Consider the following 19,103-nt stretch of genomic DNA (forward strand, 5'->3'; position numbering starts at 1 on the left):
AGACCTCTTATGAACGATAAACCGGATTCCCATCAACGCCCCAACGTGAATATACCGGGCTACACGCTGCTCGACCGCCTAGGGGTCGGAGGCTATGGTGAGGTATGGCGGGCGAGTGCGCCGGGTGGTTTGACCAAGGCCGTGAAGTTCGTCTTCGGTCAGTACAACGAGAAACGCGCGTCAAACGAATTGAAGGCACTTGATAAGGTACTTGAAGCGCGTCACCCCTTCTTGCTATCGCTCGAACGCATTGAAGTGCTTGAAGACCGTTTGGTGATCATCACCGAGGTGGCCGACGAGAGCCTGAAAGACCGCTTCGATGAGTGCATCAATCGAGGTGAGAACGGGATTCCGAGAGAGGAAATTCTGGGCTACCTGCGCGATGCAGCAGATGCATTGGACTTTCTGAGCCAGCAGCACTCACTACAACATCTGGATATCAAACCCGAGAACCTCTTGTTGCTAGCCGGCCACGTCAAAGTAGCTGACTACGGGCTCGTAAAAGACCTCCAGAATACGCAAGTATCACTGGTTGGTGGGCTCACGCCACTCTACGCGGCACCGGAGGTCTTTCAGGGTCAGCCCTCCAAACATAGCGATCAATATAGTCTCGCTGTGTTGTACCAAGAAATGCTCACGGGACAGTTGCCGTTTCGTGGGACGACCGCAGCAGAACTCACACTTCAGCATCTAAATGAAGCCCCCGATTTGTCGTCGCTTCCCGAGGGAGATCGCTATCTCGTCGCTCGCGCGTTGGCAAAGAATACCGACCGACGATTCGCAACGTGTAGTGAATTCGTGAAGGCCCTCTCCGGACAAGCCAGCACTTGGGCTAGTCAGAGTCAGCCAATTGCTTCGCAAGCACGAGAGAACATGAGCAACGCCTCGGCCGAGGCCAAGACGGGATCGGCTCTGCGTCCCGGCTTGGTGACGCAGGTGTTCGATAGCTCGCCGGATGCGGCAAGTATCGAACCAGTCATGTCGAAATCGATGCTACTGAGCACTCCGACGCCAGAGAATAGCGAAGTCGAGACGCTGCCCGCCTTGCCAATTGATCTAACAAACACTGCCACCCGACCAACGCTTATCCTCGGCATCGGAGGGGTTGGTTGCGAAGTACTCTCCCGGCTAAAACAGCAAGTCGTGCAACGCTGCAAAGGGGAGACTCCCTCTGTACAAATGCTCTTGATTGACACAGACGGAAGTGCACTTGCAAGTGCTTGCCGCGCGAACAGAGCAGGGTCGCTAACCAATGAAGAGAAGCTAGAACTGCCGCTACGTCGGCCACAGGAATACCGTGATCGAGCAGAGAAAATCCAACGCTGGTTGAGCCGTCGTTGGCTCTACAATATCCCGCGTTCGCTAGAAACTGAAGGGTTACGTCCATTGGGACGCCTAGCACTCGTCGATCATGCTCAGCGAACTCTACAACGCATTCGCCTGTCATTGACTGCAGCAACCGATCCGGCTTCCGCTGAACAAACGGCAGAGATGCTGGGTGGGCCCGTCGATCCGTCGAGCGTGCGCGTTTTCGTAGTTTCCTCGATCTCCGGCGGCACCGGCAGCGGAATGTCGATTGATCTCGGCTACGCCGTGCGTCACACTTTGGAGCGAATGGGGCTAACAGGATCTGAAGTCACGGGTCTGTTCACACATTCCTTAGGCAGCGAAACGCGGCAGAGCGAACTCGCGAAGGTCAACGCCTATTCCTGGCTCACCGAGTTCCGTCACTTTAGTCAGCCCGAAGTCGCTTACCCTGGAGACGAGGGAGCAGGTCTACCGGGCTTTCCAGCCGGAGTTGCGCCGTTCGACAACACGTACCTATTGCGTTGGGACGATCGCATGGGCCAGGAGGAATTTGGACGTTCGAGCGAGGCGTTGGCAGAATACTTGTACTTGAACGCGTTCACTCCGGCAGAGCAATTCTTCCATGGTTGCCGTCAATCGGGGAGCGCTACTTCTTCCGAGACCACTTTACGCACGTTTAACCTCGAGCGCCTTTCTGCTGCTGAAGAAACCAAAACGGAACGCCTCACGGCGGCCGTCTCGCGACAAGTGGTTTTGAACTGGTCAGGCGGCATCGCAGGATGTGGCTCGCAGCGAGCATGGAAACCAAGTGCGCTGGCGGAACAAACACCCGTGGAAACTCAACAAGATCCTCAGCCTACAGACACGAACCAACTGGTGCATGGGGCAGCACAGCTTATCGCCCAATCGCAACTGAATCTCGACGGTCTCGGTTCTGCAACCCGCGAAGTCATGAAGGCTCGATTCGACGGTAAGGTCGACCGCTTCTTCATAAAGACTCTTTCAGCAGTGGAAGCGGCAGGTAAACTGCTCGATCTTTCAACAGCGAAACGCATTGCCGATGAATTATTTTCAGACTTACATGTGGAGAATTTTGAGAAGGGAGTACGCATCATGGGCGACCCCGTAGAACGTGTTGTCGGCCCACTGGGCTTGAAGCTTGCCGGCGACCTACGACGATGGTTGCTTGAAAAGCTCGACGATCGCCAAGAACGCCTGCCCGGCGCCAAGCGAGCGGTCGCCTGGTTGCAAGATCACTTTGAAACAGTTGTCCGTGATGCTCAAAAGCTCGTTGATCGTCTGGGGACCCAGGCGGCCAGCACAACCCAAGAGATTCTGCAGGCAAGCAGCACAAAGGGCAACGCAAACGAGGTAGTCACGCCTGAACAGCTAGAGGCCCTGCTTTCCTATGTGCGTTTGCGGCTAGACCATGCGTCGGCGCTTGCCGCCCGCGTCTTAGCGGCAACTTTGGTTTCTGAACTGAGATCACTTAGTGAAACCCTCGTGGAATTCGGTCGTCATTTGAACCATGTTGCTGAGGCTATCCAACGGTCAGACGATTCGACTGACGACGACTCGTCACTCCTGCGACCACTCGACGAATGGCTGGATCCGGCCATGAAAGCCTGCCTGCCCAAATTGGCTTCTGAAGTTGATGAAACAGTGCACGTCGGGTTCCTCGCCGAGAATGGCGGACTGTTGGAAACAGTCATGAGCAATTCCCGCGTGCGAGCCGGGTTGCTGACGACGATTCGTGATCTCTCCCGCGAAGCAGTACAACGACAGATGCAACAGCAGAATCTAAACGACCGAATCGCGCGTGAAACTATTGACGGGGACCAAGCTAACCAAGCAGCTCACCCGGAGCTACTCGAATACGGGGGCAAGCTGCGATACTTGGCTGTACTTCCTAAACCTGCTCATCCTACAAGCGACGCATCTGACCGAGGGTTGGTGACTGATACCATGTTCGCAGAGGAAACAGCATTGGTCACCGACCCAAGAGCAGAATTTAGTCTTTGCTGCGAGGCCGCCGAACTGCCCTTGGTGCCCTTGGCTGTTGATATCATCAACTCGCGCCGCGACTATGCCGAGTACGCCGCCCGCGTTCACTCTCGCAAAGACATCGACTGGCTTCCGCTCATAACACCAGTAGCTCCGCCGAGCGTACCCGTTTGGGAATCGCTTTGCTACAACGCAGACGTTCCCTCTCTGCCGCAAATGTCATGACCATTAGCTAACCACACAACAAATCCTACAAATATCACAAGTTTCGACTGAGTTGAGGACACAACACTATGTTCGTGCAAGCTGAAGAACAAGCCATTGCCACCGTGAATTGGCAGCTTTGTGGCCAAATGCATGAAGACGAAACCGTCCGCCAAGTGCGCATCGATGCCACTCCATTTACGGTAGGGCGTCGGCAAGACTGCTCGCTAGTTATTCCCGTTGCCACCGTCTCCGGCCAGCATGCAGAGCTGAACCTCAATAACGAAGGTCTCTATGTGCGCGACCTGCAAAGCAGCAACGGCACCTTCGTCAACGGCATTCGTATTGAAGATTCATTCAAACTTGCCAATGGCGACCTTGTGCAGTTCGCCCACATGGTGTTCCGCGTCAAGAATACCTCACCAATTCGCAATTCACAGACCCTGCACGACGACGCAGCTGACCGAGCTTTGGCTCTTATTCAGTTTGACAAGCTCGTCACCGAACGCGCCGTCATACCACACTTTCAGCCAATTGTTAACGTCAGCTCGAGAGAAGTCATTGGCTACGAGATTCTCGGTCGAAGCCGGCTCTTCGGGCTCACCTCGCCGCACGCTATGTTCTCAGCCGCAGCGGTACTAGGACTGGAAGCCGAACTAAGTCGTATCATGCGAAACGAAGGCGTGAGGTATTCCAAGGACCTTCCAAAACGCCCACTCTTGTTCGCCAACACACACCCGGCCGAGATGGAAGACTCCGCACTACTGGAATTCTCCCTTCGAGAACTGCTAGAGCTCTGCGACGGAGATCGCCTCGTCTTGGAAATCCACGAGGCCTCGGTTACGCAAGTCGGTCAAATGCGCGAACTTCGTGCCGCTCTCAACGATATGGGCATCGGCCTTGCCTACGACGACTTTGGCGCGGGCCAGGCTCGCATGCTAGAACTGGTGGAGGTGCCGCCAGACTATTTAAAGTTCGATATTAGCTTGATTCGCGGCATCAACGAGGCAAGTGAAGGCCGCCAGCGTATGTTGAGCAGTCTGGTGAGCATGGTACGCGACATGGGCGTTGCAGCGCTGGCCGAAGGAGTCGAAACTGCCGGCGAGCTAGAAACATGCGAGCAACTCGGCTTCGACCACATCCAAGGTTACTACTTTGGCAAGCCGGCGTTGGCGAAGTCGTTCGATTAACGAGAAACACTGCCGCGAGTTTTGCGACGCTTAGAAAATCCCTCAACTCCCGAGTCAGACTCCTGCCGGCCCTGACGCCGCTGGAGGTGATCGACCGAAAGCAGTGCCACGAGCGCCATGCCTACGATGTGCGACGTATCGTGGGTAATCCAGGCGGACTGAGAATCTTGTCTGGCATTTTTGCCTGCTTCGCTTGCGATGATGCCCTTCGTACCTAGCTCGGTGAACACTGCGCTAATTGCAGAGTCCCGAGTGGTCTCGTCTGATGACCTAGTGACGGAATCGCGGCTCTGCGAGGGGAATTCGTCAGTTGGCGATATTGGATGTGAGTTGGTTTCCAATTGTAGATTGTTGGGCTCAGCATCAGCTGTCTTAAAACTTACAGAGCGAAACACAAGGCGAGTTTGATCGTCGCGCCCAGCTGCGTTCTTACTTATTCTAGTACTCGTCGGTTGCGATTCCTGTTGGTCACTGGGCTGTTGGTCACCGTGCTGGGAACTAGCTACTGAATCTTCACTCCACGCTGCACGATCTGGCTTTGCATGACTCCCTTGTTTCTCCGCGGCAGCGACTTCAAACCAGGAGGCACGCACCCGTACGTTTTCTAAGGCAGGCCTGGTTACTTCTGCCACTCTACTTGCCGCAGACTCATGCTCGCTCTGCGCCTCCTCCGTTGGGTACTCCTCGATGGGCGATACACCGGGGGGCTGCACTGGCTTCGTCACTACGATCTCTCCCCCTTCACCCACGGGCAACTGCGTAGGAAATGGCACTAGACCAGAGCTAAGTCCCAAGTCTTCCCCATGATTTAAGGACGGAGAAAAACCCACCCCGTCTGATACGGCGCGGTCCACGATGAACTCGTCGATTCCATCCCCTGACAAGACAGCATCACTATCGCCGTCGAATACATTTCCTATTGTGCCTAAGCCAGCGGTTTGGCTTGTGCTCGCAGCTCCGAAGCTGAAGTAGATAGATCCTCCTTCGCTAAGCGAGACTCCTTCTCCGGTCAGTGCAATCAATGCAGAGGGAGACTGGAGGAAATTATCGCCGCCCGATATCTCAAAGCCTGGAACTTCCATCACCGTAGACAGCACCAGCCGCTGCTCGAGATGTTCGAGGCGCAATCGGCGACGTTCAATATCTCTGACTACTGGATTCATGGCGACTCGCTCTCCAACAGTTCTGCAGGAGGTATCTTTGATTCTGCTTGTGCGACTAAGGCCTGCAAGGTAGCTTCGCCCCGCTTAGCGAGAGCATCCTCGCCTAGCGGGCTACCAGTATAACCTGCTGCAAGGGATTCTTGCCATGTTTCTATGGCAGCAAGTCGCGCAGTTTCCGCGCTTGGCTTGAGGATATCAACATCAGCCGTAACCTTTTCTACATTCACGAGTTCCGCCGCTTGTGCCAGCTCGATCGCTACTTGGTAGAGGTGCTCGCCATGCTTCGGCCACAAGGCTTTGCGTTGCAGGGCCACTTCGATCGCAGTGGCCGGATCACCCGATTCTCGAAGGGACCGACCGTAATTGAAGTAGTGCCGACTCAGTTGGTCACGAGCCTCGACCGTGGGTCGAGTTTCGAAAACCTTGCGCTGCACCACGATTGCCTCTTGATACACACCGGACGCTTCTTCCCACTGGAGCAGCCGTTCGTACTGCATTCCCTGATTGTTGAGGATGCCTGCCTGCAAGCTGGCGAACTCCGGTTCCTGCGGGTAATCCTCGGCCAGTTGCGAAACAACTTCCAGCGCATCTTCGAAATACTGCAAGGCCTCATCGCGCTGAGCATTGCCTGCGAACTGCGCAAAGTTGTTCAAACTCACAGCCAGATTCCTACGATACCCTGGCATTCCTGGAGCTTGACGAATGAGCCGACGCTGCAGCTTGATCGCCGCGAGGCAAGCATCACGAGCCGCAGAAGTGTTACCGGAACTAGAATGCAGGGCCGCTTCGTTGCTCAGACATTGGGCTAGGTCGCTGCGGTACTCGCGCTCATGTGGATTGTTGGTAGTCAGCGATTCAAGAATCACCTTTGCCCATTCGCAAGCCTGCAATGATCCTGTCGGCTCTGTCTGACGGAGCACATAGCTCAGATTGTTCAGTGCGATGGCCAAATCATGTCGACTTCGATCCGAGTCTTCCTCAGCGGCATGGCCTTCGAGTAAGTCGATAGCCTGCATCAAGAGCGACTCTGCTACTTCGTGCCGCGAGGCTTGCGCTTCCAATAGTCCCAAATTGCTCATCGTCTCGGCAAGGGTCACGGTGTACTCACCGCTTGCGGAGTGCTTCTCTGAGAGTTGTCGCAGTCTTGCAATCGAGGCTTCATAAGCCTTTCGAGCCAACGCCAGTTCGCCAGCATGAGACAACAACTCAGCCCGGTTATTGTCGCACTTCGCTAAACTGGAAAGGAGTTGAACGTCCTCAGGATTGAATTCAAGCAAGGCAAGCCAATGCTTGCGTGCTTGCTCGTAAAGCTGCCCGGACTGGGGCCGATCTCCCAACTGCTGAGCAATGACTGCCGCTCGAAAAGCCGTCTCTGCGACATCGGCGGACACGGCACCGGATATTTGTTCACCGGCCTTTGCTTGCTTGAGGAACTCGCGATAGTAGGCCAGCGTATCGATAAGCAGCTTGCGACGTATGGACTCACTGCCAGGCAGGGCCGCCAACTCCCCAGCCAATTGTCCGCCGAAGCGATCGACCACCTGTCGCGCTTGAGCGAGGTGCCGCTCGGCACTCTGCAAGCTCTGCTGCGATTGTTGCAAGGCAGCCTTTGTGAGTTCTTGCTCGCCAGAAATTCGCCAAACACTGAATGTGGAAAGACCTGCAAGCACAGCAAGTACAACGGCCGATGCCGTAGCTACATGACGATGTCTGACAGCCCATTTCACGCTGCGATCCACCAGGCTCGGGCGTTTTGCTTGGGTCGGTTTGCCTGTCAGAAATCGCTGCAAATCATCAGCGAACTCTCCTGCCGTTGAGTAGCGACTAGCGATGTCTTTTGAGAGCGCCTTGAGTACGACGGTCTCTAGGTCGAAGGGGATTGCTGGGTTTAGCTTACGCAGCGACGTCGGCGCGCGCATAGCGATATCTGTTAGCAGCTGTTGGCGATCGTCACCCGGGTGAACGGGCTGCAGCGTGAGCAGTTCGTAGAGCGTTGCGCCCAGGCTGTACACGTCGCTACGTGCATCGACCAGTGCGTTCTTACCGGCCGCTTGCTCGGGGCTCATATAGCGCAATGTTCCCAGCACGTCGCCAGTGGCAGTGACCCCAACGCCAGCTTGCATTCTTGCCAGACCGAAGTCAGTGACCCAAAGTTTGCCTTGAGCATCGATCAAGAGATTGGAAGGTTTTATGTCACGATGAACAACACCGTTTTCATGAGCGTGATGCAAGGCCTTGGCCGCTTCAGCGGCCAAGCGCGCCACCGAGTTGATATGCAAGCGCGAGGTAATCGCGACTTGCGTGGAGAACTCCTGATCGGAAATGCCACCTTCCGGGTTACTGGAGCGGCCTGGACCTGGAGATCGGCCGTCCGAACAGTCTCGTAATTCCGAGATCGCCGCTTCTAGCGATTGCCCCTCGACAAATTGCATGGCAAAAAAATGAACACCACGCTCCTGTCCGACGCCAAACACTGGAACGATATGCGGATGGTGCAATTGAGCCGCCGCTTGGGCTTCGGTACGAAAGCGAGCAATCTGCTGCGGGTCGAGTACCGCCGCAAAGGGAAGGACTTTGACTGCTACGGTGCGATCTAGCGAAAGTTGCCGCGCCTCGTAGACGACGCCCATCGCTCCGCGGCCGATTTCCTTCAGGAGCTGGAAATCACCTAACTGCTTCGTCTCGCTCACTGGCAGCGCACTCGTGGGCTTGTCACTCTGATGGCAATCCTCAGCCAAGCCGTGCAGCAGGTGGAGACTCTCTGCGTACGAGCGGATTTCCTGGTCCAAATCTGAATAATTCGTAATGATGCGATCAAGATCGGGTGGAGCACCGTCCGATTCAAGTTCGCGCAAATAGAGATCAAGGGCTTCGGCCAGCCGTGGGTCGAGATCACTTTCAGTAGTGGTGTCGGAAATTCGGTACTCGCTCACGTGTTCACTCCCGACGAATCATCGTCCGTCGCCATTCGTTCTCGCAACAGTTTGATCGCGCGGAGCCAGAGCATGCGGACCGCGCCGGCAGTGCGATCCATGCGCCGGCCAATTTCCTCAAAAGGTAATCCTTCCAGATGACGCATCACGATTGCATCCCGGTAATCTTCGGGCAGGGCGGCTAGCTCGTTGGCAAGCCGGACTTGCATTTCTCGTTGTTGTAAATGCATGCTCGGCGACTCGCCTGGGTCCGGGAGAAATGCATCAAGTCGTAGGGTCGATTTCTCTAAATCGGCACCAAGCTTCTCTGCGCTGACTTCGCGGCGCACATCTCGCTTACCAGCCAGCACGTGCTTCTCAACTACGGTATGTAGGTTATTGACAAGAATCTTGCGCAACCAGGCAAGAAATTCGGGCGTGGTTTTGCCACGGAATTGTTGAAAGTCTCGATGCGCCTCGAAGAAAGTCTCCTGCACTACATCTGAAGGACTCACTCGCTGTCTCAACTTGCCATCCAACTGCGACACCACAAGAATTCGCAAATAGTTGGTATAGAGCTGCAGCAGTTGCCCCAAGCTTTCGCCCGAACCCTGTTGGGCTCGCGCGAGCAGGAAATCGGCAGACTTATTTACTGTGCTCATCATGGGAAGACTTATTTTAATACGCTCATTCTGGCGAATTTCATATCAGTTGGGACACATCTCGGAACTGTCCATTGTACAAGGCAGAATCGGGAGAATTTTGTCACACGAAGAATTCCAATTTTGTTTGCAATTCTTTAACCCCACTGGAACGAATCGGCTTCTCTACGATCTGATTGATTGCTAAACTGCTCGCCCTACCTCGCTTATGCAACGTAAGCACTTACGCTACTTAAGTCGCCATTTTTTACTTTTATGACCCTATGGTCAGAGCCTGAGATGACGAACACAAGCCTGCTATCTCCCAAGACCGTCCCCAAGGACCTTCTGTCCTCGCTCGTTGTTTTCTTAGTTGCCTTACCGCTATGCCTGGGTGTGGCAGTGGCTTCGGGCGCCGACCCAATCGCCGGAGTTCTGTCCGGGATTATCGGTGGCGTCTTGGTGGGCTTTCTTAGCGGATCGCAAACCAGCGTGAGCGGACCGGCTGCTGGTTTGATTGCGATTGTCGCTTCGCAAATCGACACGCTCGGCTTCCGGGGGTTCTTGCTGGCCGTCACTGCCGCCGGGGTTCTTCAAATAGCTATGGGCTTGGCCGGCGCAGGAAACTTGGCAAAGTTCTTCCCAACGAGTGTCATTAAAGGACTGTTGGCAGCAATTGGTGTGCTGCTGATCCTTAAGCAGATACCCCACGTCTTTGGACACGACGCCGATCCTGAAGGGGAAATGTCGTTTTTCCAACCGGACGACCAAAATACCTTCTCCGAGTTGTTTGCGATCGTCGGCGATTTGCATTGGGGAGCCATGGCGATTGGGCTAGGTTCGATCGCGTTTTTGTTTGCTTGGGGTCGCTCCAAATTCCTGAAAAACTCTGGCGTCCCAGCACCACTGGTGGTGGTCGTGCTAGGCGTTATCGTCAACCGGCTCTTTGGTGGCCTGGACGAGCAGTGGGTCATCGGCGGAAAGCACTTGGTGGAAGTTCCCGTGGCGGAAACCGTGGCGGGCTTCACACAGTTTTTGAAAACGCCCGACTTTGCCCAATGGCTCAACCCTGCCATCTACATGGGCGCGATTACGATTGCATTAGTCGCCTCGCTGGAAACGCTCCTCAATCTGGAGGCGGTAGACAATCTCGATCCCAAGAAACGCAACTCCCCGCCAAGTCGTGAATTGGTTGCCCAAGGTTTTGGTAATGTAGCAGCTGGCTTCCTTGGCGCTTTGCCAGTGACATCAGTCATCATTCGCAGCTCGGTCAACATCAATGCCGGCGGCCAGACAAAATTGGCGGCAATCTTCCATGGGATCTTGCTACTGCTCTGCGTGCTGTTTCTGCCGACTTGGCTGAATATGATCCCCATCGCTTCGCTAGCTGCCATCCTGCTGGTCACAGGGTTCAAGCTAGCAAGTCCGACGCTAGTGAAGCAAATGGTCGCTGGTGGACGTTATCAATGGTTCCCGTTCTTCGTAACAGTTTTTGCAATTGTCTTTACGGATTTACTTGTCGGGGTATTGATCGGTTTGGTCGTCGCCATCAGCTTCATCCTCAACAGCAACCTGCGGCGACCAATTCGCCAGTTCGTCGAAAAGCATGTCGGCGGCGACATCACACGTATCGAATTGGCTGAACAGGTGAGCTTCTTTAAGCGGGCGGCCCTCTCTGAGGTATTCGACAAGACTCCCAAAGGAGGGCATCTGCTGATCGACGCTTCCAAGACGGACTACATCGACCCCGATGTCTTGGACTTGATTCGTGATTTTAAACAAAAAGTTGGGCCAGCTCGCGGTGTGCAGGTCAGCTTGCAAGGCTTCCGTAATAAATACGAGTTGGCAGACCATATCCAATTCGTTGACTATGCCACGCGGGAATTGCAAGAGGCAATCACTCCAGCCCAAGTGCTGGAGATCCTTCGCGAAGGGCACCGCCGGTTCCTCGGCGGAGAACGCATCAATCGAAGTCTCTCTCGACAGGTCGATGGTACCGCCGAAGCCCAGCACCCACTGGCCGTGGTGCTGAGTTGCATCGACTCGCGAGCTCCCGTGGAACTGATCTTCGATGCTGGCGTCGGAGACCTGTTCACGGTGCGCGTGGCAGGCAACGTCACCAGTCGCAAAGTCGTGGGCAGTATCGAGTACGGCTGCGCAATTGCCGGTGCCAAGTTGATTCTCGTGATGGGTCACACCCGTTGCGGTGCCGTCACTTCTGCAGTCGGCGCCGTTGAAGCAGGCGAGAGGCACCGCACGCCGGACGGGTGCGATCACATCGACCGAATTCTGCAAGAGATATCCCAGTCAATCGACCACAGTGCGTGCAGGCGTCTTAATCAGCTCGAGCCCGACGAACGAGAGGATTTCATAGACAACGTGGCTCGCGAGAATGTCCAACGGACGGTGGATCACATCATTCAAGAAAGCCCAGCGATTGCCCGGATGGTCAAATCGGGCGACGTGGCCATCATGGGGTCCATGTACGACGTGGCGACGGGTGAGTTAGAGCTGTTTAAAGAGATGAAAGTCAATGAAGCAGAACGCGTCGGCCACGTATTGAAATCCTAGCCGCTCAGCGAGCTGGGAGCGTCATTAACCGGAGAGATAGCCAGCCATTTCTTTTGCTGGCTTACGGCCTGAGACTCGCTACATAAGAGGCAATGTTCGCGGCACAAGAACCGTTCACGCAATTTTTTTGCGGAATTATTGCTACTTTCTTCGCACGTTTTTCCAAGGAATTCCGTAGAAAAGCGAATGGCTCTAGTGGAATCTTTGCGTCAAGTGCTGGATAATTGAAACTTAGGGCCTGCCTGCGTCGTCGAAGCCTGCGTGCCGTTCCGCTCAATTACCCTTGCATGCCCCGCCTCCTTTCTCCGCGACCAATTCAGCAGAGGACCGCTGCCTATGTCTCAGACGTCTGTCCCCCAATCCTCAGTACCACAGTCCCTTTCACTTTCTGGCTCTGAGCCCGAGAAGCTATCCGACGACGATGTCGCCGCGATTGATGAGTTGCGCGGGGCCTATACGAAGCTACGCGATGAATTGGGCAAAGTGATCATCGGGCAAGAAGGTGTAGTCGAGCTCCTTGCAGTCTGCCTATTTGCGCGGGGCCATGCTTTGCTGATGGGCGTGCCCGGCTTGGCGAAGACCTTGCTCGTGAGCAAGCTGGCCGAGACCATGTCGCTGGACTTTAGCCGCATTCAGTTCACGCCCGACTTGATGCCCATGGACATCACCGGCACGGATATCTTGCAAGAGACGCCCGAAGGGAAGCGTGTATTTGAATTCGTACACGGCCCTGTTTTTGCAAATGTCGTCTTGGCCGACGAAATCAATCGTGCCCCGCCAAAAACTCAAGCGGCCATGCTTGAAGCGATGCAAGAAGGCAAAGTCACCGCGGTCGGCAAACCGTTCGACCTGCCGCCGCCGTTTTTGGTGCTCGCTACGCAAAACCCGGTTGAGCAGGAAGGCACGTATCCGCTGCCCGAGGCGCAGCTCGATCGGTTCATGTTCCTCATTGAACTGGACTATCCATCTGAAGTCGAAGAAATCGAAATTGCCCGCACCACTACTGGCGGTGCTCTGCCAACTCTCGACCGACTGATGGACAGCCAAGAGATCATTCGCCACCAAGAACTAGTTCGCCGCGTGCCCGTGCCAGACCATATCTATACGTATGCCGCGCGGCTCGTTCGTAAGACTCGCCCGAACAGTAAAGACGCCCCCGAATGGCTCCGCCCGCTAGTTTCCTGGGGAGCCGGCCCGCGTGCCGTGCAAAACCTGATCCTCGGTGCAAAAGCGCGCGCAGCCTTGATGGGCAGCTACATGGTTCGCCTGGAAGATGTTCAGGAAGTAGCTGCACCGGTACTTACGCATCGCGTCATTACTACCTTTGCCGCCCAGGCCGAGGGGATCGATGCCCGTGAAATTGTAAAGCGGCTGATTGAGGAGACGAATACAGAGGAATAGGCTTCCTGGCTTGGCAATCCACATTGTTTTGAACCACAGAGAGCACAGAGGGCACGGAGTTGAGTAATCAAACAACTAATCGTGTCCTCGGTCCCTTCTCAGAAATGTGGCACCTTAAGGATAGTCCTTATAAGCCACTATTCATAATGCAAGGAGTCTGTTTGTCTCTCCTTGTTGTTGCATTGATGTTCGACCATTCCTTCGGAGAACCATCGATCGAAAAGCAGTTAGAGCAGCTACAAGAAAAACTAACGGTGCTTGAAAGCAGAGTAGCAGAATGCCAAGGGAAGCAAAATGACAACGTGATTGAAACGAGCAAGGATTGAATCGTCACGAAGCTCTCAAAGTTTCCTCTGTAATCTCTGTGATCTCTGTGGTTCAAAACTAAACGTCACCAACCCAAACAAATGCTGACCGACGGCCAATCTCGCGAGTTTCTTGAACCAACTGTGCTGGCGCGGTTGGCGAGTGTGCCGATGTTTGCGCGGCGGGCCATGCAGGGGAGCGTGTCAGGGCGGCACCCTAGCCCCCATCGTGGAGCGAGTGTCGAATTTGCTGAGTATCGCAAGTATGTGCCTGGCGACGACCTGCGTCGACTGCACTGGCGCGCGCTGGGTCGCACTGGGCGATACTACGTGAAAGAGTTCGAGGCCGACACGAACTTGCGGCTTTGCCTGGTACTCGACACAAGCGGCTCGATGGCATTCGGCTCAGCAAGTGGTGCCGAGGGCATGACCAAGATCGATTACGCACGTCGCTTGGCCGGTTCGCTCGGCTACCTGGCCGTGCAACAGGGCGATGCCGTGGGGCTCACTTGTGTCGCTGGGGGCATCGTGAAAGACATTCCTCCGCGGCGCAACCCAGCCCACCTCATGCACGTGTTTGATACGCTCGAAGAAACCGTGCCCGAAGGCGACACACAACTCGTGCCCGTCTTGCACGAGCTAGCAGAAACGATTCGCCAACGCGCGTTGATCGTCGTCATTTCGGACCTGTTTGTTGAACCTTCAGAACTTCGTGAATGCTTCGAGCACCTGCGATTCCGCCGCCACGACTTAGCTGCGTTCCATTTGCTCGATCCACAAGAATTGAGTTTCCAGTTCCGCCGCCCGGTACGCTTCCAAGACATGGAAGGAGGCACGAGCATCTTCGCAGAGCCTACAGAGATCGCAGATCGATACCACAAGGCGCTCAGGCAGTATCAAGACGACTTGCGGCAGATCGTGCTTGAAACGGGTGTCGATTATCACGAAGTACGCATTGACGAAGACTACGAACAAGTGCTGATGCGATTTCTCATTCGCCGTACGCAAATGCGAGGCAAGCGATGACTTTCATCCAGCCTTGGCTGCTCGCTGCTTTGCCGCTGATCGCGCTGCCGGTGATCATTCACTTGATCAATCAGCGACGTTACCAGACGGTCGATTGGGGGGCGATGAAGTTCCTGCTCGCTGCCAATCGTATGTCGCGCGGCTACGCTCGCCTGCGGCGGTGGCTCATCATGGCGATGCGTGTACTGGCGGTGGCAGGGTTAATCTTTGCCGTCAGCCGCCCCTTGGCCAGCGGTTGGTTGGGCGTGGCCGCAGGCGGCAAGGCGGACACGACAATCATCCTGCTAGATCGCTCACCCAGCATGCAACACCAAGCCGCCGGTGGGATTTCGAAGCTAGACACTGCACGGCGAGAGTTGGTCGACACCTTGGAAACGCTCGGCTCCACTCGCTGGGTTTTGATCGATAGTGCGACGGTGCAACCCCAGGAGATTGCTTCACCGGCAGCGCTCATTGACGCACCGCACACGACCGGCGCCAGCGCTTCAGCTGATTTGCCGGAAATGATGCAAGCGGCCCACGACTACATTAAGGCTAACAATCCGGGGCACACTGAAATCTGGATTGCATCCGACTTGCGAGAGCACGATTGGCGAGCGACTAGCGGAAGGTGGGCTTCGCTGCGTGAGGCATTTATTAAGTTCCCCCAGGAAGTACGCTTCCACTTGCTAGCCTATGCGACGCCCAAGGGTGCCACAGGAATGCGAAATGCCGCGATCCGAGTAACCGATGCTCGTCGCGAGACGGTAGGCAACCAAGCACAACTGGTCGTGTCGCTAGTGATTACTCGCGACTTGGCTGGCGAAAGTTCTTCAACCGAGAAACAAACACTTCCTCTGCGTTTTGAAATCGACGGTGCTCGTTCCGAAATGACTGTGGAGATAGCCAGCTCACAATACGAACTCAAGGACCATCGTATTCCCCTCAACGGCGAGAGCACACAAGGCTGGGGCCGCGTATCGTTGCCGGCCGATAGTAATCCTGCCGACGACCAAGCATTTTTTGTTTTCGACGAACCTCCCGTTCGACGCACTGCCGTAGTGGCGGAAGAGCCTGAACGAGTTCGCGCGATGCGACTAGCCGCGTCGATCGCCCCTTCGCCGGGCATGACCAACGAAGCGGAGATCGTCACGGCCGATTCACTCCAAACGCTCGCTTGGGAAGAATTAGCACTCGTGCTGTGGCAAGCCCCGCTGCCCACGGGAAAAGCAGCAGAACTAGTGAACACCTTTGTGCAAAGGGGAGGGCAGGTGGTGTTTTTCCCACCGCGCGATCCTACCAGTCGCCAAGCATACGGCATGGAATGGCAACACTGGGTGGAGAACAAGAAGGCGCTCGCGACCGACACCTGGCGAGGCGACCAAGGCTTGCTAGCAAACACACAGAGCGGCGGCTCGCTGCCGGTGGGCAAATGGAAGGTGAAACGCCACTGCATGCTTGCAGGTGAGGCGACGACATTGGCTTCCTTGCCGGGCGGCATACCATTGCTCTCCCGAGTCACTACTGATCGCGGAGGCGTGTATTTCTGCAGTACTACGGCCGACCCGCGAGATTCGTCGCTCGCTGCTGATGGAGTGGTCCTCTATGCGACCGTGCAGCGTATGATCGACGATGGGGCTAAGTCCCTCGGTGCAACACGTCTCCAAAATGCCGGCCAGGCGTTCCCCCCTTCCGCCGAACCCTGGAGGCAAACGGCTGACGGCGTTGGCAGTCCCGGAGAGGCAGTCCTCTCGACGGACTACCAATACCATCGCGGCGTCTATGCGAGTGACGACAAGCTACTGGCCGTGAATCGCCCCCTTAAGGAAGACCTCACCAGCACCGTAGCCGAGACTCGCGTCTACCGCCTGTTTGAAGGCTTAGACTTCGACCGTGTAGATCGCACCGCTGGCACTGGCGGTGGAATCGTGCAAGAAATCTGGCGGCTGTTCCTGGGTGCAATGTTGTTGGCACTCGTTGTAGAAGCGGCTCTTTGCCTACCGAAGATCACCCAACCCGCAGCCGTCGTTCCCTCCGCCGCTCGACCTTCAATCCCCACCAAACGCACCGAAGAGGCCAATCGCTCAGAGGAAGCTCAACTCACCGGAGGGGGCGCGGCATGAGAAGCACGCAGTCACTCCTGTTCCAATGGACCCCTTGGACGCTCATCTTCTCGGTGCTTGCAGTCATTGCGGTAGCCGTGTTCTCAGCCATCGCTTGGCGGCGCAGCGATTATCGACGTAGCACGGGGTTGCTGGAAATGCTCCGGCTCACTGTGGCCATCATGGCGGCTGTGCTATTCAACCAGCCCGAATGGATCGAGGAGTTCCGTCCCGACCAGCGCCCCACCGTGGTCGTGCTGTGGGATGATTCTCCCAGCATGAAAACACGTGACGTAGTAGCGCCCGACAAACCGGGCGAAGCAGTCGCCCGAGACGAAACAATCAAGCAGCTCACCAACAAAGCGTTTTGGCAAAAGCTCGACGAGCGGATCAACGTGGTGATCGAACCGTTCTCTGGTGCCAGTGATGCGATTGGTGCTCAAGGAGGTACTCCGAAGGAAAACAGTGAGGATGAGCTTCGTGCCGGTGAACCGGCTACGGCCGGTAGTCGAACGAACTTGTTCGATCCATTAACCGGAGCCGCCGACAAGCACGATCACTTGCTGGCGGTCGTCATGGCGTCAGACGGCGATTGGAATGCCGGAAAGCCACCCGTAGAGGCGGCCACACGATTGCGACTTCGCGAAACTCCCGTGTTTACGATTCCAGTTGGCAGCCCAACGCGACTTCCCGATGTGGACTTAGTGAGTCTCGATGCACCGACTTTTGGAATTGCTGGCAAGCAGGTACGGATCCCCTTCACGATTGATAGTTCACTGCCCCGCGACTACGTAGCGACCGTTGAGTTAAAAACCTCTGGAGGTGAGTCGCTCACCAAAGAGGTGCGCGTAGCCGCGATGAGCCGCTCGACCGATGCCATTCTCTGGAAGCCATCCGAAACGGGCGATTTTACCGTGAAGCTCACCGTGCCACCGCATGGCGACGAACGTCTCGCCCTCAACAATGAACTGAGCGCACCGATCGCTGTCCGCGAAGAAAAGCTGCGTGTCCTTGTGGTGGAGTCGTACCCCCGTTGGGAGTATCGCTATCTGCGCAATGCACTTTCGCGCGACCCTGGCATTGAGGTCTCCTGCCTGCTCTTCCATCCCAAGCTCACCAAACAGGGTGGCGGCAATCAAGACTACATCAAAGCGTTTCCTGAAGGACTTGATGAACTAGCAAAGTTCGACGTGGTGTTTCTCGGCGATGTGGGCTGCGAAGAAAACCAGCTCACTGAAGAACAGTGCCGGCTACTCAAGGGACTCGTCGAGCATCAAGCCAGCGGACTCGTCTTCATGCCAGGAATGCAGGGCCGACAGTTCAGTTTACTCGACACCGAGCTCGAACCGCTGTACCCCGTGATGCTTGATCTCGCGCAGACTGACGGCTGGGGCTCACGCACGCCTAATCACTTTGAACTCACGGAGATGGGCCGCCGCAGCTTGCTCACCAAGCTAGCCGACACGCGCGACGACAATATCGAAGTCTGGGAAGGCTTGCCAGGATTCCAGTGGTACGCACCGGTGCTCCGTGCCAAAGCCGGCAGCGAAGTGTTATGCGTACACGAATCGGCCACCAACGAGTATGGCCGCTTACCACTGCTGGCTACGCGCACCTTTGGCGCGGGTAAGGTGTTGTTCATGGGCACCGATGGTGCGTGGCGTTGGCGCAAGGGCGTGGAAGACAAGTATCACTATCGTTTCTGGGGGCAAGTCGTGCGTTGGATGGCCTACCAAAGGAACATGGCCAAGGGCGAAACAATGCGGCTTTACTATTCGCCTGATCAACCGCTGATCCGTCAGACGCTCACTCTGAATGCCAACGTCATGGAACTCTCCGGCGAGCCGCTCTCCAAGGGCGATGTCGCTGCGCGAATTGTGGCGCCTTCGGGCAAAGCGAAGACTGTGCGATTCCGTTCTGTGGGAGACGAGTGGGGCGCGTTCACCGGGCAGTTCACGGCGGTCGAGCCCGGTAAGCACGAAGTGTCCCTAAGTGCGAAGCAAACTGGCGGTGTGCTAGAAACCAGCTTTTACGTCCAGGGCGACGCCGCAGAAAGTGTCGGCAAACCAGCGCGGCCCGAGGTACTAGCGGAAATTGCCCGCGTGACTCGAGGGCAAATGATCGATATTACCAAGGCAAATGAGGTAGTTCGGCGACTTGCCGACCTACCGGAACCTCCCGCTGAGATGCGTCGTCTACAACTTTGGAGCCACCCCGTAGCCGCCGCTGTACTGATTATTTTGCTAGGATTGTTCTGGTCGCTTAGAAAAGTAGCAGGACTGATATAGGGCGTCAAA

General features: G+C 55.8%; 10 protein-coding genes. 7 read left to right on the forward strand and 3 right to left on the reverse strand.

Features of this window, described 5'->3' with window-relative positions; translation table 11 throughout:
* Nucleotides 1-9: 9 nt before the first annotated feature.
* Together HG15A2_RS13895 and HG15A2_RS13900 are read left to right on the forward strand one after the other, a co-directional pair.
* Nucleotides 10-3,537 (forward strand): tubulin-like doman-containing protein, encoded by a 3,528-nt coding sequence (locus HG15A2_RS13895; protein WP_145060799.1) that lies wholly within the window; start codon nt 10-12, stop codon nt 3,535-3,537.
* 68 nt (nt 3,538-3,605) lie between these two features.
* Nucleotides 3,606-4,706, forward strand: a complete 1,101-nt coding sequence (locus HG15A2_RS13900; protein ID WP_145060800.1) for an EAL domain-containing protein — start codon at nt 3,606-3,608, stop codon at nt 4,704-4,706.
* Here the strand turns inward: HG15A2_RS13900 and HG15A2_RS13905 are convergent.
* From HG15A2_RS13905 to HG15A2_RS13915, 3 genes are read right to left on the reverse strand one after another with little or no spacing between them, the layout of a single operon-like run.
* Nucleotides 4,703-5,869: a hypothetical protein gene (locus tag HG15A2_RS13905; RefSeq protein ID WP_145060801.1), complete on the reverse strand. Its 1,167-nt coding sequence runs from the start codon at nt 5,867-5,869 to the stop codon at nt 4,703-4,705. The genes HG15A2_RS13900 and HG15A2_RS13905 overlap by 4 nt on opposite strands.
* Nucleotides 5,866-8,802 (reverse strand): protein kinase domain-containing protein, encoded by a 2,937-nt coding sequence (locus HG15A2_RS13910; RefSeq protein WP_145060802.1) that lies wholly within the window; start codon nt 8,800-8,802, stop codon nt 5,866-5,868. The genes HG15A2_RS13905 and HG15A2_RS13910 overlap by 4 nt, the downstream gene beginning before the upstream one ends.
* Nucleotides 8,799-9,446, reverse strand: coding sequence for a sigma-70 family RNA polymerase sigma factor (locus HG15A2_RS13915; RefSeq protein WP_145060803.1), 648 nt, complete (start codon nt 9,444-9,446; stop codon nt 8,799-8,801). The genes HG15A2_RS13910 and HG15A2_RS13915 overlap by 4 nt, the downstream gene beginning before the upstream one ends.
* Nucleotides 9,447-9,722: 276 nt before the next feature.
* Between HG15A2_RS13915 and HG15A2_RS13920 the strand changes: the two genes are divergently transcribed.
* From HG15A2_RS13920 to HG15A2_RS13940, 5 genes are all read left to right on the forward strand, one after another.
* Nucleotides 9,723-11,993 carry a bifunctional SulP family inorganic anion transporter/carbonic anhydrase gene (locus HG15A2_RS13920; protein ID WP_145060804.1) on the forward strand — a complete coding sequence of 757 codons (2,271 nt, stop codon included), beginning with the start codon at nt 9,723-9,725 and terminating at the stop codon, nt 11,991-11,993.
* Between the two features lie 336 nt (nt 11,994-12,329).
* A complete protein-coding gene (locus HG15A2_RS13925; protein ID WP_145060805.1) occupies nt 12,330-13,394 on the forward strand; it encodes an AAA family ATPase in 1,065 nt (354 codons plus the stop codon).
* Nucleotides 13,395-13,801: 407 nt separating this feature from the next.
* On the forward strand, nt 13,802-14,725 hold the full coding sequence (locus HG15A2_RS13930; protein WP_145060806.1) for a DUF58 domain-containing protein: 924 nt from the start codon (nt 13,802-13,804) through the stop codon (nt 14,723-14,725).
* On the forward strand, nt 14,722-16,827 hold the full coding sequence (locus HG15A2_RS13935) for a BatA domain-containing protein (protein WP_145060807.1): 2,106 nt from the start codon (nt 14,722-14,724) through the stop codon (nt 16,825-16,827). The genes HG15A2_RS13930 and HG15A2_RS13935 overlap by 4 nt, the downstream gene beginning before the upstream one ends.
* Nucleotides 16,824-19,094 carry a hypothetical protein gene (locus HG15A2_RS13940; RefSeq protein ID WP_145060808.1) on the forward strand — a complete coding sequence of 757 codons (2,271 nt, stop codon included), beginning with the start codon at nt 16,824-16,826 and terminating at the stop codon, nt 19,092-19,094. The genes HG15A2_RS13935 and HG15A2_RS13940 overlap by 4 nt, the downstream gene beginning before the upstream one ends.
* Nucleotides 19,095-19,103 lie beyond the last annotated feature (9 nt).

This window comes from Adhaeretor mobilis, assembly GCF_007741515.1.
Lineage (GTDB): Bacteria > Planctomycetota > Planctomycetia > Pirellulales > Lacipirellulaceae > Adhaeretor > Adhaeretor mobilis.

Coding starts and splice junctions, on each gene's coding strand:
- HG15A2_RS13915 (WP_145060803.1), bottom strand. CDS start 9,446: ATGATGAGCACAGTAAATAAGTCTGCCGATTTCCTGCTCGCGCGAGCC.
- HG15A2_RS13940 (WP_145060808.1), top strand. CDS start 16,824: ATGAGAAGCACGCAGTCACTCCTGTTCCAATGGACCCCTTGGACGCTC.
- HG15A2_RS13935 (WP_145060807.1), top strand. CDS start 14,722: ATGACTTTCATCCAGCCTTGGCTGCTCGCTGCTTTGCCGCTGATCGCG.
- HG15A2_RS13905 (WP_145060801.1), bottom strand. CDS start 5,869: ATGAATCCAGTAGTCAGAGATATTGAACGTCGCCGATTGCGCCTCGAA.
- HG15A2_RS13895 (WP_145060799.1), top strand. CDS start 10: ATGAACGATAAACCGGATTCCCATCAACGCCCCAACGTGAATATACCG.
- HG15A2_RS13930 (WP_145060806.1), top strand. CDS start 13,802: ATGCTGACCGACGGCCAATCTCGCGAGTTTCTTGAACCAACTGTGCTG.
- HG15A2_RS13900 (WP_145060800.1), top strand. CDS start 3,606: ATGTTCGTGCAAGCTGAAGAACAAGCCATTGCCACCGTGAATTGGCAG.
- HG15A2_RS13920 (WP_145060804.1), top strand. CDS start 9,723: ATGACGAACACAAGCCTGCTATCTCCCAAGACCGTCCCCAAGGACCTT.
- HG15A2_RS13925 (WP_145060805.1), top strand. CDS start 12,330: ATGTCTCAGACGTCTGTCCCCCAATCCTCAGTACCACAGTCCCTTTCA.